The organism is Martinezella sp. CNPSo 3964 (assembly GCF_057784375.1).
In genome coordinates, this window is sequence record NZ_JBXSOW010000001.1 from 1,175,197 (window position 1) to 1,197,495 (window position 22,299).

Consider the following 22,299-nt stretch of genomic DNA (forward strand, 5'->3'; position numbering starts at 1 on the left):
TTTTCTTTCCGAGCTGCATGACGCGATTTTCTGCAACTTTTGACGGAACCAAAACCTACCTGAGCCATTGCCTATAAGACCGGTAAGATAACGGTCGGCACCACAAAGGTTCCACTCGCGCTGGTAAGCATGCGCGTTGATTAAGCATGCCCATCAGAATGAAAGGTAGGTTCACGATGACTGGGAAACTCTTCACTTCTGTCGCCGCAGGCGCAATCTTTGCTACGGCGTCCGTGCTTTCACCCATGGCTTTCGCCCAGGCGCAACAGCCATCGAACGGAGGTACCGGCAATAGTGCACCGGTGACACAGCCCGCACCGGCGACGCCGGATGCCACCAAGCCGGACAGCTCGATGACACAGAAAAGCGCTCAGGCCCCTGCCCCGGCAACGGGGACAGATCAGGCTGGTGGCTATCTGACCGTGCAGTCCGCAGATCAGATCAGCGCCAGGACCTATATGGGCCAGTCTGTCTATAATGGTCAGAACGAAAGCATCGGCAGCATCAACGACCTGATCCTGCAGAAGCAGGGCGGTGTCGTCGCCGCAATCGTCGGCGTCGGCGGTTTCCTTGGCATGGGCCAGAAAAACGTCGCCGTTCCGTTCGATAAGATCAGCGCCACCCAGAATGTCCAGGATGGCAGCATCAAGCTGACGACGACCGAAACGGCCGAGGCTCTGAAGGCCGCGCCGGAATTCAAGACGCTTTCGATGCAGGCCTCCGAAAAGGCCGCCAGCTCGGCCGGCACATCAACCATGCCGGGAACGGACAGCACGACCACTTCGTCGACCACCAACAAGTAAATATCGACAACGAATAAATATAGGTCAGACGAAATGCAGAAGCGGCGGCCTTATCGGCCGCCGCTTTCTTTGACTGACTTTCCAGAATTGCTTTTCCGGATCTAGGCGATTTCACGCTCGCTGCTGAGATCGAAATAATGGGTCTGCAGATAACGAAGCGTCGAAGCGCTGTCTGTCGGCTTTCCAAAATAATAGCCTTGCCCCATGGCGCAGCCGAGCGCCTTCAGCTTTGCCGCTTCCGCATGTTCTTCTATGCCCTCTGCGACCACGCGCAATTCAAGCCCTTCGCACATGGCAAGAACGGCCTTGATGATATGTTCCGATGCCCGGTCCGAATTCATGCGCGAGACGAAAGCCCGATCGATCTTGACCTTGTCGAAGATGAATTCGCGCAAGCGCCCGAGGCTGGACTGGCCGGTGCCGAAATCATCGAGCGAGATACGCACGCCGACCGCGCGAAGATCGGCGATGATGCGATGGGCAGTATCGGCCGAGCTCATGACCGCGGTTTCGGTGATTTCAAGTTCGAGACGATGCGGGTCCAGACCGGCGCGCGTCAGGATGGCGAGAATGCTGCTGCTCGTGCCTGGGTCCATCAGCTGTGCCGAAGAGAGATTGAAGGACAGGAACAGTTCGCGTGGCCACGCGAGTGCTGCCTCCGCCGCCTTTCGCAGCAGCGTTTCGGATAGGGCGTCGATAAAGCCTCGCTCCTCGGCAAGCGGCACGAAGACGGCGGGCGAGACGAAGCCGAGATCCGGATCGTTCCAGCGTGCCAGGGCCTCGAAGCCGAGAACCATGTTGTTGGCAAGCGAGACGATCGGCTGGAAATGCACGTCGATGGAGTCGGAAATGATAGCATTGCGCAGCGCCTGCTCGAGCTGCGTCGCACGCTTCATCTCCTGTGCAATCTCTCTGGAATAAACAGTAATCTGGCCGCGGCCGCGACGCTTGGAACGATAGAGCGCCGTATCCGCATTTTTCAGGAGATCGTCGAACTCTTCTCCGGCGAAAGGGTGGATGGCGAAGCCGAAGGAGGCGGAAAGGCGGACATTGCGGTCGCCGAGATCATAGGGCGCCGACAGCACTTCGCGGATCATCTGCCCGAATTTCTCGGCACCGACGCGCTCGAAGACAAGCGGCAGCACAAAGGCGAACTCGTCGCCATCATGACGCGTGACCATCGCGCCGTCGGGTATGCAGGCCTTGAGACGATGGGCAACCTGGCAGAGGATCTCATCCCCCGCCTCGACGCCGAACAGGTCGTTGATCGGCTTGAAGGCATCGAGATTGACAATCCCGATCGTGAAGGGTGCCGGATCGCCGGCACGCTCGAGCGAAAGCGCACGCGCACGCTCGCGCATGCGATGGCGATTGCCCAATCCGGTGAGCGGATCGGTATAAGCGATTACCTGCGGCTCCTGACTGACTGGTCCCGGCAGCATCTCAGTCGATTTCATATTTGGTTCCGACCTTTTCTCCACCCGGGGGAAAAGCATGCCGAGGAAGTCTTAATAAAGGATGCCAAGACGACAGTCATTCGACGCCGGCGATAAGTTGCCGTCGGAGGTGATATCATTGTAGCATTTATCTATTTTGCGCCTTCAGGGCACCGCGCATATGCTTCTGGAATACAGTCTCGATGATATCGGGACTGACCGGCTTCAGGATGACGTCGTCCATGCCGACCTCGGCGCATTCCTTGCGATCACGCTCGAAAGCCTGCGTCAGCACGCCGATAATCGGCGTATGGGAGCCACTGCCCTTTTCCGCGCCACGGATCAGCCGGGTGGATTCAAAGCCATTCAGCCCCGGCAGCGAAATGTCCATCAGGATCAGTTCCGGACGATGTTCCTGCCACAAGCGCACCGCCTCGTCGCCGCTTGCGGCAATCACATAGCTATATCCCAATCCCTCAAGAATCTGCGAGAAGACGATCTGATTGATGTCATTATCCTCGGCGACCAGAATCTGCGCTCGGCGCTCCTCGCCGGGCACACGCCGCCATTCGGGCGCAAGCCCTGACTCCGCGATCTCGCCAAGCTCGCCACGGATGTTGCGATTGAAATGACGCGCGATCAGGAAGGCAAGCTCGGTTGCGAGCTGCGATCCGTTCAACGACAGCGCGGCGAGGTTCTGCCGCTCGGCCAGCTCAATCCCGCGCTTGCCGAGCTGGTTGTCGACGATGACCAGATCGATCTTGACGCCGTGCTCGCTCGCCACGTCCAGAAATGCCGCCTCTTCGTTCTCGTTGTGGACGACGCAAGCTTCGAAGCCATATTTCTCGAGCGCCTTCAGAGCCGCGGTTTCAGCAGCGAAATCAGACGTGACCACGAGTACCTTGCGGCCGCTGAAATTCTCCGGAACGAAGGTCTCCATGGCGGCCGGGCGGCGCGAAATGGTCTGCAGCGCAACCATCGGCACATAAGCGCGGCGGTAGGAGCGATCGCTGTTTTCCCGGATGCTCGATGCCAGCGCGAACTCGTCGAAATCGCCGCCATCCTTGGGCAGGTCCTGCATGGTGCAGACCAGAAAATAGCGCCCCGGCTTGCCGATGCGCTGCTTGCGGGTGACGATATCGCGTTCGACGCCGTCGCGGGCGATCTGGCGCTGCCGCGAGATCGACATTTCGCCGGTCTCGATCACATGCCGGTCGCTCTCATGGAAACGATTGGCAAGGTCGGTGGAGAAGATGTCGATGCTCTTGCGACCGCGCACTTCGTCCGCCGCCGTCTGATATTTGTCGCAGAACGCCCGGTTGACCGCGACGTAGACGAGGTTCTGGTCCTTGACGAAAACCGGAAACGGCAGATTGTCGAGAATATCCTCGGTCAGCTGCACGCGTTCCATGTCGATGCGCCACTGCTCTTCGCGCTTCTTGACTTCGGAAACGTCTGACATGATGCAAAAGCCGATGCCCGACGATAGCCGCCGATTGAGGATGCGCACCCAGCGGTCGTCGGTGAAATGCTCGGTCGTCTCGAAGCGTTCACGCCAATGCGAGGCTATGCGCTGCGATACCCAATCGTCGCGATTGGCGGCCGTTTTGGTCTGGTGGCGCTGATAGCGCACGCCCGTATCGAAGACGGCGCTCAGAAAGTCGCGCAGCCGCGTGGACGGTTGCAGGAATTCCGGCTCTATCGGGAAAAAGTTCAGAATCTGACGGCTGGCGAACAGCAACTGGTCGTTCTTGTCATAGGCGAAAAAGGCGCTGGAAAGACCATCGCAAAAGGCATCGAAGAACATCGTCTGCAGACTGCCGCCGAAAGGCGCATCAGCCGTCGTCATTGCCAAAGCTGCCTTTTCAATCTCGGCAGTCATTCGTCGGATTCCTACACTCAATCAGTTTCACAACACGGCAAATCGACAGGGCGGTGTTCGCTCTGCAAGGCAAGTTCGTGGAAATTGCATGCTGGCCTTGACACTTGAAGCAGATGGCACCTGGCTCATGAAAGTTGACGGCCACCAACCTGCCATCAAGAGCCGTCAGCATGCACGAAACGCGCCACCTGCGGTCATTTCAAGTTCTGTCTCGGCAACCTGTCATCATTCCCTTAAACATTGATTAAATTTCTTAACAAAGCCTCGGATGGAAACGGGTGGATCATGACCAGACAATCGCCTTTCCTCTTTCCACACCGCCGCGAATCCACGACAATGACGCCATGGCCATCAAGCAACTCTCCGAAACACTGATCAACCAGATCGCAGCCGGCGAAGTCATCGAGCGCCCGGCAAGTGCGGCCAAGGAGCTGATCGAAAACGCGCTCGATGCCGGCGCGACACGCATCGAAATCGCGACCGCAGGCGGCGGCAAGGCGTTACTCAGGGTGACCGACAACGGCTCCGGCATGGAAGAGGCGGATCTCGAGCTTGCGGTCCGGCGACACTGCACCTCGAAGATTTCCGACACGCTGGAAGATATCCGCACCCTCGGCTTTCGCGGCGAGGCCCTGCCCTCCATCGGCTCGGTGGCGAAGCTCTCGATCGCAAGCCGCAGGGTGGGCGCGGCCGATGGTGCCGAAATTGCGGTTGCCGGCGGCAAGGTTCTGCATCTGCGCCCGGCGGCTGCCAATCCCGGCACGATCGTCGAGGTGCGCGACCTGTTCTTCGCCACGCCCGCGCGCCTGAAGTTCCTGAAGACCGAGAAGGCGGAGGCGGCCGCGATCACCGAAGTCGTCAAACGTATGGCGATCGCCTTTCCGCGCGTGCGCTTCGTTTTGTCGGGCAGCGACCGCTCGACGCTGGAATTTCCCGCGACCGGCGACGACCATCTTGCCCGCATGGCGCAGATCCTCGGAGCCGATTTCAAGGACAACGCCATTGCTCTCGATGCGGAGCGCGAGGATGTGAGCCTCACCGGCTTTGCCGGCGTGCCGACCTTCAATCGCGGCAACTCCGCGCATCAATATGCGTTCGTCAACGGCCGGCCGGTGCAGGACAAGTTGATCCTGTCGGCGATCCGCGGCGCTTATGCCGAAACGATTCCCGCTGGACGCTATCCCATCGCCGTTCTTTCGCTGACCCTCGATCCCGCTCTGGTCGACGTCAATGTGCATCCGGCAAAATCCGATGTGCGCTTCCGCGATCCGGGGCTGGTGCGCGGCCTGATCGTCGGCGCGGTGCGTGAAGCCCTGGCGCGCGAGGGCGACCGTGCCGCCACGACCGGCGCCGACGGCATGCTGCGCGCATTTACCGCCGGACGCTCCGGTTTCCAGCCGGGTTGGCGCCCTTCGCCCTCAACGACTGCGTGGACAGCCGAAACTTCACCATCCCGCCCCTATGAGCGACCAGCCGCAACGGCAGGCTACAGCTTTGCCGAGAGGCCGCAGGCGGCGTTTGACGGACTGGTGATGCCGACAGCGCGTGCCGAAGTCGCGCCGCCAACAGAGCCGGCGCGGGCCGAAGAGCCGGCACGCTTCCCGCTGGGCGCTGCGCGCGCGCAGCTGCACGAAAACTACATCGTCGCCCAGACGGAGAACGGCCTCGTCATCGTCGACCAGCACGCCGCGCATGAACGGCTGGTGTTCGAGACGATGCGCAAGGCCCTGCATTCGAAGCGCCTACCCTCGCAGGTGCTGCTCATTCCAGAGATCATCGACCTGCCGGAAGAGGATTGCGACCGGCTGATGGCATTTGCCGAGGAACTCGGCGAGCTCGGGCTGGCGATCGAACGCTTCGGTCCCGGCGCTGTCGCCGTTCGCGAAACGCCGGCCATGCTGGGCGAGGTCGACGCGCAGGGTCTGGTCCGTCAGTTGGCCGACGAAATCGCCGAGTGGGACACCGCCTCCGGCCTTGCCGCCAAGCTGGAATATGTCGCGGCAACCATGGCATGCCATGGCTCGGTGCGCTCGGGCCGGCGCCTGCGCCCGGAAGAGATGAATGCGCTTTTGCGTCAGATGGAGGCAACACCCGGCTCCGGACAATGCAATCACGGCAGGCCGACCTATATAGAGCTGAAGCTTACGGACATCGAAAGGCTGTTCGGACGCAGCTGATACCTGCCGTCTTCGAAGGGAACTTTCCCTGAAAATAGTCCGGAAAATTATGCAGCAGCTTTAAAGTGCTACAGCTGCCTTTGCGCGTCGTATTTGACGCGCGGCGCTGTAGTGCGGTATGGCAAACGGATGACAGAGATCAAGGACGGCGTCAGATGAATCTTTTTGAAGGACATGGAAACCGCGAGGCGAAAATTCGCTATCTCGACGGCGATTTCCAGATCCTGATGCCGGGCTCCTATGTCGTCTGCGCCATGACCGGCAAGCATATCGCTCTTGATGAGCTGCGCTACTGGAGCGTCGCCCGCCAGGAGCCCTATGCCGACGTCATCACCTCGTTCGAGGCCGAAAAGCGCGCAGGCGCCCTTCCCAATCAGAAGCGCTGATTTTCAACGCTGGATAACCGGACCTGGCTCTAAGCTGCTTTGCTATTGCGCTTTTCCCGCAAGCGGCGCTCACGCGCGGCTGCGATCGCCCTGTCGAGAATCAGCGCTGGAGCCTGAGGATCATCAAAGACCATATCGATCTCGATGACCCTGCAGCGCTGCAGCAATTCGTCGGCACGGCCATGGTGACCGATCAGGCGCACGTAGTCCTTCGACGTGGTGACGATTTCCAGCCCTTCGCGCGAGGCTATATCGAGCATGTCGGAGACCTCGTCGTCGCCGGGATGTTCGTGATCCCCGAAGCTGCGCCGCACGGCGATATCAGCCCCCAGCGTCTCGACCGTTCGGAAAAATTTCGCCGGATCGGCAATGCCCGCAAAGGCAAGGACCTTGCGGCCGCGTAGATCCTCCTGCCCGCGTACCTTGACGCTCGCGGCGAAGAAAGGCTTCCCCGCCCTTGCCGCAAGGCGAACGACGCGATCGGCGGCGTTGCCCTCCCCGACCTTCAAGAGAGCGGATGCATAAAGAAGCTGGGTGCGCAACGGCGCACGCACGGGACCGCCTGGTACGAGGTGGCCGTTGCCGATGCCTCTGCCGGCATCGATCACCACAAGAGCGTAGTCGATGGCGAGCTGTGCGCTCTGGAAACCGTCATCCATGATGATGAGGTCGGCGCCCTCGCGCACGAGCCTTTCGGCACCGTCGGCCCGGCGACGGGCAATGACCGTCAGTGCCTCGCGAGCCAGCAATAGCGGCTCATCGCCGACAGCCGTGGCATGGTGATGGGCGGGATCGACGACCGTCGTGACATCGAGCGAGCCGCCATAACCCCGGCTCAGGAAACCGGGCTTTAGCCCCTTAGCCTTGGCAGCCTGGGCGAGCGCCAGCGCCGTCGGCGTCTTGCCCGCGCCGCCGACCGTGAAATTGCCGACGCAAATGACCGGCACTGGCACGGAGGCGCGCTTGCCATTGACCATGCGATGTCCGGCGATACGGCCATACAGGAAGGAAAAGGGTGAGAGCCCCCAAGCACGCCAATCCGGCTTTCGCCACCAGAAAGGTGGGGCTTCCGATACCATTTCGCTAATCCAGCCCTATTCTTGCGCCTGCGACGAACCGGCAAGAAAGGGCAGATTGCGTGAAAAAGCAAGCCATTGCCGGGATCAGGCCGATTGCGCCACAGGCATGAGCAGGCCCTCCAGCTCGGTAATGTCATTGAGGCAATAGTCGGATGCGGCCGTCAGCGTCTCTCGCGAACCCGTTCCCGTCAGCACGCCGACAGTCAGACCGACGCCGGCATTGCGACCCATATGGAGGTCGTGATTGTTGTCACCGACGACGGCGACCTGCGCGGGCGAAAGGCCCGTCGCCGCATAGAAGCCGAGCACCATGCCAGGCTCTGGCTTGGTGCCGAAGCCGCTGTCGTAGCCGGCGATATAATCGAGATAATCGATGAAGCCGAAGCGGCGCGCCGTCTGGCGGATGGAGCGCTCATTGTCGCTGGAGGCAACGCCGAGCTTGTAGCCACGCGCATGCAGGCGCTGGAAGAAGGCTGCGAGATCGGTGACCGGCGAGGAAAAATCGGCTGCATGCGCAAAGAGCGCGTCAAGCTTTTCCACCAATTCCGCGACACTCACTTTCGAGCCGGCGGCCACCAGTCCCTCGGAAATCTGCCTGGTATTGCCGGCGGCGAGCAGGCTGTCGGGGACGATATGGCCGGAGATAGGGTCCATGCCGCAGGCCGACAAAAGGTGATCCGCCAAGATGGGATCATCCTGAGCCGCGATCCTGGCAAGCTCGCGATTGACCGGCAGCCAGCTCTGGTCATAGTCGAGCAGCGTGCCGTCCTTGTCGAAAAGAATGCCCGCAATCGCTCCCGTCTTGACCGCCGTCATGCCATTACCTTCTTATCCGTTCGCCATCGTCTTCGGCATCAGCCGCGCCTTCACCGAAAGCGGATTGATATAGGGCTCCAGGCCCTTGACCGTTGCGGCCAACGCGCCGCGCATTTCATGCACGGCTGCGAAGCCGGCATCGATCATGCCGCGCCGCGCCGTGTCGTTGGTCAGCAAATAATGCACACCGCGCGCCAGCATCTCGGTATCACGCACCATGCGGGCGCTGCCGCGGCGAGCGAGCAGCTGATAGGAATCGCGGAAATTCTGGACATGGCCGCCCGTCAGGATCGCGCAGCCGAGCATCGCCGGCTCCAGCGGATTCTGGCCGCCTTCGTTGAACAGCGATTTGCCCATGAAGGCGACTTCGGTCATCCGCAGATAAAGCCCCATCTCGCCGATCGTATCACCGAGGAAGACATCGACATCGGGCGAAAGGATGTCGTTGCGGGTGCGGCGCGCCACTTTCAGGCCCTGTTCGACGAGCATCGCTTCGATCGCGTCGCCGCGCTCGGGATGGCGCGGCACGATGATGGTAAGCTGGCCGTTGTGCTCCTTCAGCATCGAGTGGACAGAGGCTGCAGCACCCTCCTCACCTTCGAAAGTGGAGACCGCAGCCCAGGTCTTGCGGTCGCCAATCTGCTTCATGTAGCTGGCAAGTATCGGCGCATCGTAGGACGGTGCGTCCGTATCCACCTTGAGATTGCCTGATTTCAAGACCTGCAAGGCGCCGAGATCGCGGAAGCGTTCGGCATCGAGGTCGGACTGGGCCACGACCAGCGCCAGATTTTCAAACAGCGCCTCGGCAAGCGAGAGGTGCCGGCTCCAGCGTTCAAAGGATCGATCCGACATGCGGGCATTGACGAGAATCTGCGGGATACGCCTGCGGCCAAGCTCCATGATCGTCGTCGGCCAGATCTCGGATTCGGCGAAAATGGCGCAATCGGGCTGCCAATATTCGAGGAAGCGCTTGATGGCGGGCTTGAGATCGAGCGGCACGTATTGATGGATGACCTCTTCGCCAAGGCGCTGATGCGCTACCTTCGCCGAGGTCATCGTGCCCGTCGTCAGGATGACGTGAATATCGCGACGACGGATTTCGCGGATCAACGGAATGACGGCCGAGGTTTCACCCACGCTTGCCGCGTGAAACCAGATCAACGGCCCTTGCGGACGATTGGCGCTCGCATAGCCCGAGCGCTCCAGCTTGCGGGAACTGTCTTCCTTGCCCTTGGCCGCGCGAACGGTGAGATAAGGCCCGATGAACGGATAGACGGCGATCCCGCCAAAACGATAGGCGCTCAAGGCAAGACGCGCCCTGAGGCTACTCATTTCGTTCGCCTCCTATCCCAGCTGATCACCATCAATGCCAAATCCCGATTATCAACCGGCCGAATAAACAGCCGAATTTTCGTTCTTATTGTGTCAAAGATACTGCTTCATGGCCGGATTTAAAGCGATAACGCCTCACCGGACGGAGATATCAAATGCAAAATTCGGTGCGAGGCGACCTCAGGATGCCGCTTTTTCCTGCGGATCGAGCAAGCGATGCAGGTGGACGATGAAATAACGCATGTGGGCGTTGTCAACGGTCTGCTGCGCCTTGGACTTCCACGCCGTCAGCGCGCTCGCATAATCGGGATACATGCCGACGATATCGAGCTCGTTGAGATTGCGGAACTGGACCTCTTCGAGGTTTTCCAATTCGCCGCCGAAGACAAGGTGCAGGAGCTGCTTTTTGCCGCTGGTATCAGTCATTTTCGTCTCTTTCTGCTATCGTCCCCCTCCGCCCTTCATCTGCGGGATTTTGACCGAAAGGTCAACCGTCTCGTCGATGTGAAAGCTGGCGGAGAAACTCCGGTAATTGCGATGCCGATGCACCGCAAAGTTCGTCATGCGATACTTCGGCGCGATTGTAGCGCAGCGCATTGCCCGAAAGGTCCACGAGCGCGCCGCCGGCGCGTTCCAGAATGAGATCGGCCGCGGCCAGATCCCAGTCATGGGAGTTGCGCTTGACGATGGTCCCTTCGAGGCGCCCGTCCGCCACCATAGCGAGGCGATAGGCAAGCGAGGGCACGTGCTTGACCCGCTCGACCGTCTTGCGGAAATCCGGATCGAAGCCCTTCAGCATCTCCTCGCCGGTTGCCAGCCGATGAATATCGTCGCCAACCCTTTGCGAAACGCTGATCGGCTGGCCGTTCTTCAGCGCCTGCCCGTCGGCGGTCGCCACGAAGAGTTCGTCCAGCGCCGGCGCATAGAGGACACCCACCACGGGCCTGCCATCGGTGACGATGGCGACGCTGACGCACCACAGATCCAGACCCGAGAGAAAGCCTCTTGTGCCATCGATCGGATCGACGACGAAGACGGTCTCGTGCTTCAGCCGCTCGGCATCATCATCGGTTTCCTCGGAGAGCCAGCCATAATCGGGTCTGGCCGTACGCAGGGTAGCGGCAAGGCTTTCATTGGCGGCAAAATCGGCGGCACTGACCGGGGACTGGCCGTTGTTCTTCCACCAGACTTCAGGCGATTGCCGGAAGAAACCGAGAGCGATCTTGCCCGCCTGGAGCGCGGCACCGACAATCAGGTCCACATCGCTCAATTGGCCGGCCTTCTGGCTATCGATCATTCACTAATTCCAATCTCCGCTCTGTTCTCAGCGGCCCGCCAGCGTCATGCCTTCGATCGCAAGTGTCGGAGCAGCGATGCCGAAATCGCGATCGATATCGTTTGCCGGCGTGACGCGCATGAACATGTCCTTCAGGTTGGAAGCGATGGTCACCTCCGAAACAGGGAAGGTCAACTCACCATTTTCGATCCAGAAGCCGGTGGCGCCACGGCTATATTCGCCGGTGATCATGTTCACTCCCTGGCCTATCAGCTCGGTGACGTAGAAGCCCGTTCCGACATTGCGGATCAGCTCCTCGGGCGAGATATCGCCCGGCTCCAGCGCCAGGTTGGTGGAAGCGGGTGATACGGACGTGCCGCCGCGGACGCCGCGGCCATTGGTCTTCAGGCCGCCGCCGATTTCCCGCGCCGTCGCAGTCGACAGGAACCAGGATTTCAGCACGCCGTCCTCGATCATGACGAGCCGCTTGCCGGAGATACCCTCGCCGTCGAAGGGGCGAGAAGACGGGCCGCGCACGATCAGCGGATCATCCGTGATCGAGAGACCTGCCTTCAGCACTTGCTGGCCCATCTTGTCGCGCAGGAAGCTGGTCTTGCGGGCGACGGAGGCGCCGTTGATGGCGCCGGCAATATGACCGACGAAGCCACGTGCCACGCGCGGATCGAACACGACGGTGACGTTCTTGTCCGTCGGAACCTGACGCGGATTGACGCGCTTGACCACGCGCTCGCCGGCGCGGCGGCCAATCTCCTCGGCAGCGTCGAGGTCGGCGAAATAGAGGCGGCTGTCGAAATCATAATCGCGCTCCATGCCTGTACCTTCGCCGGCAATGACGCTGACGGAGCGCCCGAAGCGCGAGCCCATATAATGGCCGGCGAAGCCATGCGACGTCACAAGCACGAGGCCGCCCATGCCGGCGGAAGCGCCGGCGCCGGAAGAATTGGTGACGCCGGGAACAGCGAGCGCGGCAGCCTCGGTCGCAAGCGCCGCTTCGCGCAGCTGCTGTGTAGAAACCTCGGTCGGGTCGAACAATTCGAGATCGGGATAGCTCTTGGCGAGATCCGCCTCGTCGGCGAGGCAGGCAAAGGGATCTTCGGGAGAAACCTTGGCCATGGCCACGGCACGCTCGGCAAGCGCGGTCAGATCAAAGCCGGGATTGGCCGAGACGCTGGCGACACGATTGCCGACGAAGACCCTGAGCGAGAAGTCGTCGCTCTCGGAGGATTCGGTGCCTTCGACCTTGCCGAGACGCACGCTGACGGAATGAGCCCTCGACCGCACCACGACGGCATCGGCCGCATCCGCACCGGCTTTCCGGGCGAGGTCGATCAACTGGCTGGCACGGGAAAGCAGAGTGGCGGAATCGATTTCTGAGGTCATGACTTGGCCTTTCCTTCGCGTTCCATTTATTGTGCACTACATAAAGCATCAAGGGGCGGCAAAGCCGATTCTTGTTCTAATCTCTTCACGCATGGTTGTTTATCATGGCCGCGCGTCGCAACACCGCCTGCCCCACGGAAAGAAACAGACGATGTCCGCCCCCAATACGCTTTTCACCGAAACCCTGCTGCTGCTCGGAGGTGCCGTCGTCACGGCGCCGATCTTCAAGAAACTCGGGCTCGGCACGGTGCTCGGCTATCTCGCCGCCGGCGTGGTGATCGGCCCGATCCTGCATAGCATCGGTGATAGCGAGGCCGTGCTGGCCGTCGCCGAACTCGGCGTCGTCTTCCTGCTCTTCATCATCGGTCTGGAATTGAAGCCCTCCCGCCTATGGCAGATGCGGCGCGATATTTTCGGCCTTGGCACGGCGCAGGTGGTCTTCAGCGGGCTTGCGCTGATGGCCGCATCCTATCTCGGTGGTATTGCCGGCTGGAAGGGCAGCATCATCATCGGCTTCGGCCTGGCGCTGTCCTCGACCGCCTTTGCGATGCAGATCCTCGAGCAGCAGGGCGACGTCAACACGAAATACGGCCAGCGCTCCTTCTCGGTGCTGCTTCTGCAGGATCTCGCCATCGTGCCGTTGCTGGCGCTGATCACCGTGCTCGACGGAGCGAAAGAGACCGCCAATCCGCTGCCAAGCCTTGCAATCGCCGTCGGCGCCGTGGCGGCGATGATTATCGCCGGCCGCTATCTGCTGACGCCGCTGTTCCAGGTGATCGCACGCACCGGCGCGCGTGAGGCGATGATTGCCGCCGCCCTCTTCGTCGTCATGGGGTCTGCGACGCTGATGCAGCTTGCCGGGCTTTCTATGGCGATGGGCGCCTTTCTCTCCGGCGTGATGCTGGCGGAATCCTCCTATCGCCATGAGCTGGAGGCCGACATCGAGCCCTTCCGCGGCGTGCTGCTCGCCATTTTCTTCATCGCCGTTGGCCTGTCGCTGAAACTCGACGTCATCCTCGACAATTGGCTCATGATCCTGCTTGCCGTTCCCGTCATGATGGTGATCAAGGCGGTGGTGATCTATACGCTTTGTCGCGTGGCGGGTTCCGCGCACAACGATGCCATTCGCATTGCCGGATTGCTCCCGCAAGGCGGCGAATTCGGCTTCGTGCTCTTCAGCGCGGCCAGCGCCAGCGGCGGCCTCTTCTCGGCCAACACTGCCTCGATGCTGATTGCCATGGTGACGCTGTCGATGGCGTTGACGCCGCTCAGCTCCGCGCTTGCGAAGCGCCTCGTCAAGGGCGATGCACAAGAGGAGCTGGAAGAGGATTTCGAGGGCGCCGGCTCCGATGTCCTGATGATCGGCTTCTCCCGTTTCGGCCAGATCGCCGCGCAGATCCTGCTTGCGAGCGGCCGCGACGTGACCGTGATCGATTTCTCCGCCGACCGCATCCGCCAGGCATCGAGCTTCGGCTTCCGCATTTATTTCGGTGACGGCACCCGCAAGGACGTGCTGCGCTCCGCCGGCATCGACCGCGCCAAGATCGTCGTCGTGAGCACGCATCTGCGCGATGTGACCGATAAGATCGTCGAGCTCGTGCAGACGGACTATCCGCATGCGCGCATCTTCGTGCGCTCCTACGACCGCGTTCACTCGATCGAGCTGCGCCACAAGGGCGTGGACTACGAGCTGCGCGAGACGCTGGAATCCGGCCTGCTCTTCGGCCGTCGCACCTTGGAAGCGCTCGGCGTCAGCGAAGTGGAAGCCTATGAGATCGGGGAGGATATCCGCAAGCGCGACGAGCAACGGCTCGTTCTGCAGGTCAGCGAAGGCCTGCAAGCCGGAACCGATATGCTCTATTCGCGCCCTGTCAAGCCTGAGCCGCTGGTCAAGCCGAAGCGGGCGGCGGAGACATACAGCGACGCCGACGATCTTGTGGCACTGCCGCAGGAAGAGCCGGAGCGGGTTTAGCCGCCTTCATTTGCTTTTGGCACAAGACTCGCCCAGCGGCTTTTGCTGAATACTAGTTCTTCGCCGTGATAACCCGATCAAGGGCGAATTTCAGTTCATCCTTGACGCCGGCCGACATGGCGAGAATGTCGCGCGCCTTCAGGAAATCGAGGACGCCGGTGCGGCCGACGGCGGGACGCAGGAAGATTTGCGGCGCCTGCAGGCGCAGCTTCAAGGCAATATTGGACTGCATGGTGAGCTGGCCGGCACCGAACAGGCTCTCGATGCGGTTCGGAATATGCCTGCCGCCGCCCTCCGGGCCACCGACGACGTCGATACCGATGATGATATCGGCAAGCCCGGCCAAATGCTCGTAGGGAACCGGGTTCATGATGCCGCCGTCGATCATCACGCGATCTCCGAGCCTGACCGGCATGAAGACGGCGGGAATGGCAGCAGAGGCGGCAAGCACCGGAAAGAGCTCGCCCTTCTCGATCACCACTTCGGCCTGCTGATAGTAATCGGTCGCCACCACCTTGAGCGGTATATGCAATTCCGAAAAATTTTCGGGGAAGGCCGCCGGCAAAAACGTCCGGAGAATGCGTTCGAGATTGAACTGGCCGAAGCGGATGCTGCGCATGCTGACCGGCCGCAGGCTCCAGATCTTGTTGAGCACCGCAGGGCGATTGCCGACCGTTGCAAGCGTATGGTCACGGATTTCGGCACCGCTCATGCCAACCGCCATGGCCGCACCCATGATGGAGCCGATAGAGGCACCGGCGATCGCAACCGGGCGGATGCCGAGCTCGTCCAGCGCCTCTATGATATGAATATGGGCGAGACCGCGCGCACCGCCACAGCCGAAGGCAACTGCGACGCTCGGCGTGCCGGAAGCGGCGAGCGTATAGTCGCTGCCGACGAAATCAGCATAATCGCCCATGTCCTTCTCCTTCCCCCGTCAGGTCACCAGCGGCTGGTAACGGAAGAAATGCATCTTGCTGTCGCCGAAGGTCCGCTCCTCCAGAAACAGAAAATCGGGCGGCGCGGCAACGATCACGTCGGCACGCTCCTCGAGGATCGCCAAAGCGCCCGGCACCAGCCAGCCACCGGCGGCGGCGGCCGCAAAAGCCTTCTCGCCGAGCCCCTTGCCATAGGGTGGATCGGCGAAGAGAAAATCGAAAGGCTCGAGATTGCCAACGCTGCCGAGATCCGTCGCGTCACGCCGCAGCATGCGCGTGCGGCCATGCAGGCCGAGCGCATCGATGTTTTCCCAGAGAAGCCCTCTGCCCTCGACGCTGCTTTCGACGAAGAGCACGTGACGGCAGCCGCGCGAGGCTGCCTCCAGCCCGACTGCGCCGGTGCCGGCAAACACATCCATCATCCGGGTGCCGTCCATGGCTTCCGGATAGGCATGGCTCAGAATATTGAACAGGCTTTCGCGCGTGCGATCCGCCGTCGGACGAATGTCGTTCGACTTCGGCGTTGCAAGCGAGCGACCGCGAAACTCACCGCCGACGATCCTCACCGCGCGTCAGCCCCTGCCGCCCTTGGGGCCGCCTCTGCCGGGGCCACCCCGACCGGAGCCGCCGCGTGGTCCGCCCGAGGGACGACCAGCGCCACCCGGTTTGCCGCCGAAGCCGCGCGAACCACCGGGCTTTCCACCCGGCTTGCCGCCGAAGGATTTACCGCCGCCCGGCTTCTTGCCAAAGGGCTTGCCGGCCGGGCGATCACCGAAGGACCGCTCGCCCTGCGGACGGTCTCCAAACGGACGATCGCCGCGGGGACGGTCGGACCGCTGTTCGCCGCCGAAAGACCTGCCGCGCGGACGCTCCTCACCCTCGGCGCGGGGCCGGCGGTCGTCACGGGGACGATCGCTGAATGGCCTGTCGCCACGGGATTTGTCGCCATAGGGACGATCGCCGCGAGGCTTGTCGCCGAAAGGCCTATCACCGCGCGCCGGACGATCACCATAGGGGCGTTCGCCACGGGGACGCTCCGAGCGTGTCTCACCCTGGAAAGACTTCGCGCGGGGACGGTCGCCGCCCTCCGGCCGCGAGCCGCGTTCGCCGCGGGGGCGATCGCTGAATGGTCTATCTCCGCGAGGCTTGTCACCAAAAGGACGGTCGCCACGCGGAGGACGATCGCCGAATGAGCGGTCGCCACGGGGACGGTCGGAACGCTTGCGGTCAAAGCCCTCGTCATCGCCACGCGACCGGCGCGGAGCTTCCTCGCTCGAACGAATCCATTCGCCATCGCCCTCGTCGACGCGATTGATACGAACGCGCGGGCCTTCATCCGGACGGTCGAAGCCGCCACGCTGCGGGCGTTCAGGCTCGCCACGCCGGGAGGCGGTCTTTGCATTTTTCGCAGCCTTTGCGGCCGCCTTTTCGCCGAGCGGACGGGCACCAGGCGCCATCCAGACATTGGCGCTGCGACGCGGGCCGAGCGGCTGGCGCTTCGCCTTATCGTCGTCCTTGAGACCACCATCGCGGCCGCCTTCACGGCGATCGTCGCGCTTGGCATCGCGCTTCGTATCGAGGCGGCTCAAGGCCCGTTCGCGCTTGTCTTCGGGGCGCTCCCGACGCGGGCGCTCTTCCTTGGCCGTCCGAGCCGGCTTGGCGTCCGCCTCTTCGGGCTCGGCAACGGCCGGAGCGTTATAGAGCGGCGCATCGAAATTCGCCTTGGCGTCTTCGACCAGACGCGGGCCGAGCTGGTCACGCAGCGTGCGGCCGCGCACCTCGAGCACATGGCCTTCCGGCAGCTCACCGAGCTGGAACGGGCCATAGGAAATGCGGATCAGGCGGTTGACCTCGAGGCCGAGCGCGCCGAGCACGTTCTTGATTTCTCGGTTCTTGCCTTCGCGCAGGCCCATGGTGATCCAGACGTTGGACCCTTGCGTGCGGTCGAGCGTCGCGTCGATCGAGCCATAAAGCACGCCGTCGACGGCGATGCCTTCCTTCAGCTTGTCGAGAGCCTCCTGATCGATCTCGCCATGAGCGCGGACGCGATAGCGGCGCAGCCAACCGGTTGTCGGCAGTTCCAGAACGCGGGCAAGGCCACCGTCATTGGTCAGCAGCAACAAGCCTTCGGTATTGATGTCGAGGCGGCCGATCGACATGACGCGCGGCAGCTCGTCCGGCAGATTGTCGAAAACGGTCGGCCGCCCTTCCGGATCGGCATTGGTGGTCACGAGGCCGGCCGGCTTGTGATAGAGCCACAGACGCGTGCGTTCGATGCCGCGGATCGGCACGCCGTCGACTTCGATCTTGTCGGTAAGGGTCACGTTGACTACGGGCGTATCGAGCAACACGCCGTTCAGCTTGACGCGACCATCCAGGATCATGCGCTCGATATCGCGGCGCGAAGCCACGCCGGCGCGCGCCATCACCTTGGAAATGCGCTCGGCCTTTCCATCGTCGACCGTGCTCTCATCCGCAGCTTTAACGGCTGCGGCCTTTGCAGGCTTCGCGCCATCGCGTTTTACCGTCTTCTTGTCGCCAGCAAAGGGTTTAGACCCAGGCCGCTTGGGCTTGTCATTCATCGTCATTTGTTGTTTGCCTGAATTTTTAACGCGTGTTCCTATCAGGTCACGCCCTTGCGGTTAAGTGGAAAAACTTGAATGGCGGCTACAAATCAATTCATGGAGCTTGCTTTGGCCGAAGCGCGCCATGCTGGAGAGCGCGGCGAAGTGCCGATCGGCGCCGTTGTCGTGCTCGACGGCAAGGTCATCGCCACAGCTGGCAACCGCACCCGCGAACTCAACGACATCACCGCACACGCCGAAATCGTCGCCATCCGCCTGGCCTGCGAGGAGCTGGGCCAGGAGCGTCTGACAGGCGCCGATCTCTACGTTACGCTGGAACCCTGTACCATGTGCGCCGCGGCCATTTCGTTCGCGCGCATCCGTCGCCTCTACTATGGCGCCGAAGATCCGAAGGGCGGCGGTATCGACAATGGCGTGCGCTTCTATCGCCAGCCGACCTGCCATCATGCGCCGGAAGTCTATTCCGGCCTCGGCGAAACAGTCTCCGCCGAGATCCTCAGAGGTTTCTTTCAAGCGAAACGTTCCGAAGACTGAAAAGCGGCGGTTTAGAGCCGCCGCTTTGAAAACTTCTTACTGGAAGGGCTTCCACCAGCTGCTGTTGCTGGTCTGCTGCGCAGCCTCGGCATCCTTCTTGCGCTTCTTTTCCTTCTTCGACTCGGGCTCGCCGAGGTCGTTGAGGGCAGCCTGGTCGGCAACCTGACGATATCCCTGCGGCGGATCGATCAGATAGCGGCGCTGGTCATACGTGCCGGCCTGATCCTGGCGCGCTGCACGATAGGCGGCCGTCTGCTGGGCTTCGCTCATGTGATTCTTGCTGCTGTCGGCCTGAGCCAGCGGCGAGCGATAGTTGACGTCGTTCTTCTTCTCGTCGGCTTCCGTGGCGAGGCGCTTGCGGGCGTCTTCCGGCGATTCCAGCCAGGCCGGATTGTCCTTGCTTGCCAGCGACTGCTGCGGCGCGGTCAGAGTGTCCTTGTCGCCACCAACAACCAGGCCGGGGCGGTTCGGGTACTTTACACCCTTGTCCTTCGGCGTCGCGGCCGAAACGGAGGCGATATCGCCAAGGTCGTCCAGGAGCTGCACGCCGGCCGTCTTGTCGGTGCCGTAAGTCGGGCTGCTCAGGCAACCGGACATCGCGCCGCAGCCAACCACAAGTGCCGCCAAGCTGACGCCGACACGAACCTTATGCATCGCTCTCATGAAAACCCTTCCCAGCCATGCCGGAATAAACGTAACAGGACCCCATTAGACGGCAACTGCCGTAAAAATCGGGCCATTTTCAGGCAGCTTTTACCGGATGAACGCCGCAAAGGCAATTCACCCGGCAATTTTCTTCAGTTGACAGCGGCAAGTTCGCGCAGCGCCGCGGCATCGCGAGCCGAGACATCCGGGTATTCCGGATCGGAACCGACATCCGTGGTGATGCGCCAGGAACGGGCGCATTTGCGGCCTTCGGCGAGCTTCGGAACGACACCGACCTTGGCATCGCCATCCAGGCGGAAGGCATCCGCAGGCCCCTGTTCACCCTGGATGGTGATATCAGACGTGATGCAGATTTCCGAGAAGTCCTGACCTTCGAGCACCTTCAGCAACTCCGGATCGGCGACGTAGACGACCGGGGCGGCTTCCAGCGAAGAGCCAATGCGCTTGTCCTTGCGCTCGATTTCGAGCGCGCCTGTGACGACGCTGCGCACGGCGCGGATCTTCTTCCACTTCTCGGCCAGCGCCTCGTTCTTCCATTCCGCCGGAATGGTGACGAACTGCTCGAGATGAACCGAGACCGCCGACGGATTGCGCGACAGCCACGCCTCTTCCGTGGTGAAGGGCAGCATCGGCGCCAGCCACGTCACCATGCAGTCGAAGATCGTGCGGATGACGGCGAGCGAGGCCCGGCGGCGCAGGCTCGACGGAGCATCGCAGTAGAGCGCATCCTTGCGGACATCGAAGTAGAAGGCCGAAAGCTCGACATTGGCGAAATCGATCAGCGCGCGGGCAATGCGCTTGAAATCGAAGGCGTCGTAGCTTTCGCGCACGAGCTCATCGAGCTCGGCGAGACGGTGCAGCATCAGCTGCTCCAGCTCCGGCATGTCGGCGTAGGCGATAACTTCGCCCTTGTCGTGCGCGAGCGTGCCGAGCATCCAGCGGATGGTATTGCGCAGCTTGCGATAGGCATCGACATTGGTCTGGATGATGGCCTTGCCGACGCGCAGATCTTCCGAATAGTCTGACGTCATGACCCAGAGACGGAGAATGTCGGCGCCTGCATCCTTCATCACCTCTTGCGGCGAGGTGACGTTGCCCTTGGACTTCGACATCTTTTCGCCCTTCTCATCCATGGTGAAGCCATGGGTGAGAACGGTATCGTATGGCGCGCGGCCACGCGTCGCGGCACTTTCGAGCAGCGACGAATGGAACCAGCCGCGATGCTGATCGGAGCCTTCGAGATAGAGGTCTGCCGGCCACTTGAGATCCGGGCGATCTTCTAGCGTGAAGGTGTGGGTCGAACCGGAATCGAACCACACGTCTAGGATGTCCATGACCTGCGTCCAGGGCTCGTTGGCCTTCTCACCGAGGAAGCGCGCGCGCGCGCCTTCCGCAAACCAGGCATCGGCGCCTTCCTGCTCGAAAGCCTCGAGGATGCGGTCGTTCACGCGGTCGTCCTGCAGGATGTTGCCCTGTTCGTCGACGAAGATCGCGATCGGCACGCCCCAGGCGCGCTGGCGCGAGAGGACCCAATCCGGACGCTGCTCGATCATGGCGCGCAGACGGTTCTGGCCGGCAGCGGGCACGAAACGGGTATCGTCGATAGCCTTCAGGGCGCGCGAGCGCAGCGTCGAACCATCAGCAAGGTCCTTGTCCATGTAGACGAACCACTGCGGCGTGTTGCGGAAGATGACCGGTTTCTTCGACCGCCAGGAATGCGGATAGGAATGCTTCAGCCTGCCGCGTGCGAAGAGCGTGTTCGTCTCGATCAGCGCCTTGATGACGAGATCGTTGGCATTGCCCTTCTTGCCGTTGTCGTCCATGACGCGACCGCCCTCGAAACCAGGGGCATCGGCGGTGTAGAAGCCACCGTCATCGACCGGGAACGGAATGGTGGACGAGATACCGCGCGCTTCGATGGCGCGGGAATGCGACATCCAGGCGTCAAAGTCCTCGCGGCCGTGGCTGGGCGCGGTGTGCACGAAGCCCGTACCGGCATCATCGGTGACGTGATCGCCATCGAGCAGCGGCACCTTGAAGCCGTAACCGAGCGAAGCCAGCGGGTGCGCGCAGGTGAGCGCGGCCAGATCGGTAGCGGTCACATCGCCGAGACGCTTGTACTGCAGCTTGGCCTTGGCGAAGGATTCTTCGGCGAGCTTGTCAGCGAAGATCAGCTTCTCGCCGGGGCGCGGACCGAAATCATTGGCAGCTTCCGTGACTTCGTAAAGCCCGTAGGAGACACGCGAGGAATAGGCGATCGCGCGGTTGCCGGGGATCGTCCAGGGCGTGGTTGTCCAGATGACGACGAAGGCGCCGGCAAGATGCGCAGCACCCTCAGCCACCGGGAACTTCACCCAGATCATGTCGCTCTCGACATCGGCATACTCGACTTCGGCTTCCGCCAGAGCGGTACGCTCAACCACCGACCACATGACCGGCTTGGAGCCGCGATAAAGCTGACCCGTGCGGGCGATCTTCAGAAGCTCGCCGGCGATGCGGGATTCCGCATGGAAGTTCATGGTGAGATAGGGATTGTCGAAATCGCCGGTGATGCCCAAGCGCTTGAACTCCTCGGACTGGATTTTGATCCAGCCGGCGGCAAAGTCCCGGCATTCCTGGCGAAACTCGTTCACCGGAACCTCGTCCTTGTTCTTGCCTTTCTCGCGGTACTTTTCCTCGATCTTCCATTCGATCGGCAGGCCGTGGCAGTCCCAGCCCGGAACGTAGTTGCTATCATAGCCGCGCATCTGGAACGAGCGGGTGATGACGTCCTTGAGGATCTTGTTCAGCGCATGGCCGATGTGGATGTGGCCGTTGGCATAGGGAGGGCCGTCGTGCAAAACGAATTTTTCGCGGCCCGCAGCGGAAGAGCGCAGTTGTCTGTAGAGGTTCATTTCCTCCCAGCGCTTCACCAGTTCCGGCTCCTTTTGCGGCAGGCCGGCGCGCATCGGAAAGTCGGTTTCCGGCAGGTAAAGGGTCTTGGAGTAATCCATCTTTTCAGCGGTATCGGTCATAG

Annotated in this window: 18 protein-coding genes; 5 read left to right on the forward strand and 13 right to left on the reverse strand. The window is 61.7% G+C overall.

Features of this window, described 5'->3' with window-relative positions; genetic code table 11:
- Positions 1–176: 176 nt before the first annotated feature.
- On the forward strand, positions 177–803 hold the full coding sequence (locus AC13Q5_RS05780; RefSeq protein ID WP_488501069.1) for a PRC-barrel domain-containing protein: 627 nt from the start codon (positions 177–179) through the stop codon (positions 801–803).
- A gap of 101 nt (positions 804–904) precedes the next feature.
- Here the strand turns inward: AC13Q5_RS05780 and AC13Q5_RS05785 are convergent, their stop codons facing one another.
- Positions 905–2,260: a putative bifunctional diguanylate cyclase/phosphodiesterase gene (locus tag AC13Q5_RS05785; RefSeq protein WP_075855627.1), complete on the reverse strand. Its 1,356-nt coding sequence runs from the start codon at positions 2,258–2,260 to the stop codon at positions 905–907.
- Between the two features lie 127 nt (positions 2,261–2,387).
- On the reverse strand, positions 2,388–4,121 hold the full coding sequence (locus tag AC13Q5_RS05790) for a response regulator (RefSeq protein WP_488501070.1): 1,734 nt from the start codon (positions 4,119–4,121) through the stop codon (positions 2,388–2,390).
- Between the two features lie 344 nt (positions 4,122–4,465).
- Here AC13Q5_RS05790 and mutL point away from each other — a divergent pair, with 344 nt between their 5' ends.
- Positions 4,466–6,298 (forward strand): DNA mismatch repair endonuclease MutL, encoded by a 1,833-nt coding sequence (gene mutL / locus AC13Q5_RS05795; RefSeq protein WP_488501071.1) that lies wholly within the window; start codon positions 4,466–4,468, stop codon positions 6,296–6,298.
- A 155-nt stretch (positions 6,299–6,453) separates the two neighbouring features.
- A complete protein-coding gene (locus AC13Q5_RS05800) occupies positions 6,454–6,684 on the forward strand; it encodes a DUF2093 domain-containing protein (protein WP_075855629.1) in 231 nt (76 codons plus the stop codon).
- A 29-nt stretch (positions 6,685–6,713) separates the two neighbouring features.
- Here AC13Q5_RS05800 and lpxK read toward each other — a convergent pair whose 3' ends face one another.
- From lpxK to AC13Q5_RS05830, 6 genes are all read right to left on the reverse strand, one after another.
- Entirely contained in the window at positions 6,714–7,763 is a 1,050-nt protein-coding gene (gene lpxK, locus AC13Q5_RS05805; RefSeq protein ID WP_488501072.1) for a tetraacyldisaccharide 4'-kinase, read from the reverse strand.
- Between the two features lie 84 nt (positions 7,764–7,847).
- Positions 7,848–8,579: an HAD family hydrolase gene (locus tag AC13Q5_RS05810; protein WP_488501073.1), complete on the reverse strand. Its 732-nt coding sequence runs from the start codon at positions 8,577–8,579 to the stop codon at positions 7,848–7,850.
- Between the two features lie 12 nt (positions 8,580–8,591).
- Positions 8,592–9,911, reverse strand: a complete 1,320-nt coding sequence (gene waaA / locus AC13Q5_RS05815; protein ID WP_075855632.1) for a lipid IV(A) 3-deoxy-D-manno-octulosonic acid transferase — start codon at positions 9,909–9,911, stop codon at positions 8,592–8,594.
- 180 nt (positions 9,912–10,091) lie between these two features.
- The gene (locus AC13Q5_RS05820) at positions 10,092–10,337 is read right to left on the reverse strand and encodes a DUF4170 domain-containing protein (RefSeq protein ID WP_034508466.1); all 246 of its coding nucleotides are present in this window, start codon (positions 10,335–10,337) and stop codon (positions 10,092–10,094) included.
- Between the two features lie 61 nt (positions 10,338–10,398).
- Entirely contained in the window at positions 10,399–11,208 is an 810-nt protein-coding gene (locus AC13Q5_RS05825; RefSeq protein WP_075855633.1) for a 3'(2'),5'-bisphosphate nucleotidase CysQ, read from the reverse strand.
- 27 nt (positions 11,209–11,235) lie between these two features.
- A complete protein-coding gene (locus AC13Q5_RS05830; RefSeq protein WP_075855634.1) occupies positions 11,236–12,588 on the reverse strand; it encodes a TldD/PmbA family protein in 1,353 nt (450 codons plus the stop codon).
- Positions 12,589–12,739: 151 nt separating this feature from the next.
- On the opposite strand from AC13Q5_RS05830, the gene AC13Q5_RS05835 reads away from it, so the two are divergent.
- A complete protein-coding gene (locus AC13Q5_RS05835; RefSeq protein WP_488501074.1) occupies positions 12,740–14,560 on the forward strand; it encodes a monovalent cation:proton antiporter-2 (CPA2) family protein in 1,821 nt (606 codons plus the stop codon).
- A 52-nt stretch (positions 14,561–14,612) separates the two neighbouring features.
- On the opposite strand, the gene AC13Q5_RS05840 is transcribed toward AC13Q5_RS05835, so the two are convergent.
- From AC13Q5_RS05840 to AC13Q5_RS05850, 3 genes are read right to left on the reverse strand one after another with little or no spacing between them, the layout of a single operon-like run.
- Positions 14,613–15,479: a patatin-like phospholipase family protein gene (locus AC13Q5_RS05840; protein ID WP_075855636.1), complete on the reverse strand. Its 867-nt coding sequence runs from the start codon at positions 15,477–15,479 to the stop codon at positions 14,613–14,615.
- An 18-nt stretch (positions 15,480–15,497) separates the two neighbouring features.
- On the reverse strand, positions 15,498–16,064 hold the full coding sequence (rsmD, locus tag AC13Q5_RS05845; RefSeq protein WP_075855637.1) for a 16S rRNA (guanine(966)-N(2))-methyltransferase RsmD: 567 nt from the start codon (positions 16,062–16,064) through the stop codon (positions 15,498–15,500).
- 6 nt (positions 16,065–16,070) lie between these two features.
- Positions 16,071–18,086, reverse strand: coding sequence for a pseudouridine synthase (locus AC13Q5_RS05850; protein WP_488501075.1), 2,016 nt, complete (start codon positions 18,084–18,086; stop codon positions 16,071–16,073).
- 72 nt (positions 18,087–18,158) lie between these two features.
- Between AC13Q5_RS05850 and AC13Q5_RS05855 the strand changes: the two genes are divergently transcribed.
- Positions 18,159–18,617 (forward strand): nucleoside deaminase, encoded by a 459-nt coding sequence (locus tag AC13Q5_RS05855; protein WP_075855638.1) that lies wholly within the window; start codon positions 18,159–18,161, stop codon positions 18,615–18,617.
- Positions 18,618–18,653: 36 nt separating this feature from the next.
- Here AC13Q5_RS05855 and AC13Q5_RS05860 read toward each other — a convergent pair whose 3' ends face one another.
- Both AC13Q5_RS05860 and ileS read right to left on the reverse strand, forming a co-directional pair.
- Positions 18,654–19,280, reverse strand: coding sequence for a hypothetical protein (locus AC13Q5_RS05860; protein WP_075855639.1), 627 nt, complete (start codon positions 19,278–19,280; stop codon positions 18,654–18,656).
- 134 nt (positions 19,281–19,414) lie between these two features.
- The gene (ileS, locus tag AC13Q5_RS05865; protein ID WP_488501174.1) at positions 19,415–22,297 is read right to left on the reverse strand and encodes an isoleucine--tRNA ligase; all 2,883 of its coding nucleotides are present in this window, start codon (positions 22,295–22,297) and stop codon (positions 19,415–19,417) included.
- Positions 22,298–22,299 lie beyond the last annotated feature (2 nt).

What these genes read in the sequence shown, in the direction of transcription:
- AC13Q5_RS05800 (WP_075855629.1), top strand. Translation starts at nt 6,454, where the DNA reads ATGAATCTTTTTGAAGGACATGGAAACCGCGAGGCGAAAATTCGCTAT.
- AC13Q5_RS05810 (WP_488501073.1), bottom strand. Translation starts at nt 8,579, where the DNA reads ATGACGGCGGTCAAGACGGGAGCGATTGCGGGCATTCTTTTCGACAAG.
- AC13Q5_RS05790 (WP_488501070.1), bottom strand. Translation starts at nt 4,121, where the DNA reads ATGACTGCCGAGATTGAAAAGGCAGCTTTGGCAATGACGACGGCTGAT.
- AC13Q5_RS05785 (WP_075855627.1), bottom strand. Translation starts at nt 2,260, where the DNA reads ATGAAATCGACTGAGATGCTGCCGGGACCAGTCAGTCAGGAGCCGCAG.
- AC13Q5_RS05850 (WP_488501075.1), bottom strand. Translation starts at nt 18,086, where the DNA reads ATGACGATGAATGACAAGCCCAAGCGGCCTGGGTCTAAACCCTTTGCT.
- waaA (WP_075855632.1), bottom strand. Translation starts at nt 9,911, where the DNA reads ATGAGTAGCCTCAGGGCGCGTCTTGCCTTGAGCGCCTATCGTTTTGGC.
- AC13Q5_RS05855 (WP_075855638.1), top strand. Translation starts at nt 18,159, where the DNA reads ATGGCGGCTACAAATCAATTCATGGAGCTTGCTTTGGCCGAAGCGCGC.
- AC13Q5_RS05780 (WP_488501069.1), top strand. Translation starts at nt 177, where the DNA reads ATGACTGGGAAACTCTTCACTTCTGTCGCCGCAGGCGCAATCTTTGCT.
- ileS (WP_488501174.1), bottom strand. Translation starts at nt 22,297, where the DNA reads ATGACCGATACCGCTGAAAAGATGGATTACTCCAAGACCCTTTACCTG.
- AC13Q5_RS05830 (WP_075855634.1), bottom strand. Translation starts at nt 12,588, where the DNA reads ATGACCTCAGAAATCGATTCCGCCACTCTGCTTTCCCGTGCCAGCCAG.
- AC13Q5_RS05825 (WP_075855633.1), bottom strand. Translation starts at nt 11,208, where the DNA reads ATGATCGATAGCCAGAAGGCCGGCCAATTGAGCGATGTGGACCTGATT.
- AC13Q5_RS05860 (WP_075855639.1), bottom strand. Translation starts at nt 19,280, where the DNA reads ATGAGAGCGATGCATAAGGTTCGTGTCGGCGTCAGCTTGGCGGCACTT.
- AC13Q5_RS05820 (WP_034508466.1), bottom strand. Translation starts at nt 10,337, where the DNA reads ATGACTGATACCAGCGGCAAAAAGCAGCTCCTGCACCTTGTCTTCGGC.
- mutL (WP_488501071.1), top strand. Translation starts at nt 4,466, where the DNA reads ATGGCCATCAAGCAACTCTCCGAAACACTGATCAACCAGATCGCAGCC.
- AC13Q5_RS05840 (WP_075855636.1), bottom strand. Translation starts at nt 15,479, where the DNA reads ATGGGCGATTATGCTGATTTCGTCGGCAGCGACTATACGCTCGCCGCT.
- AC13Q5_RS05835 (WP_488501074.1), top strand. Translation starts at nt 12,740, where the DNA reads ATGTCCGCCCCCAATACGCTTTTCACCGAAACCCTGCTGCTGCTCGGA.
- lpxK (WP_488501072.1), bottom strand. Translation starts at nt 7,763, where the DNA reads ATGGTATCGGAAGCCCCACCTTTCTGGTGGCGAAAGCCGGATTGGCGT.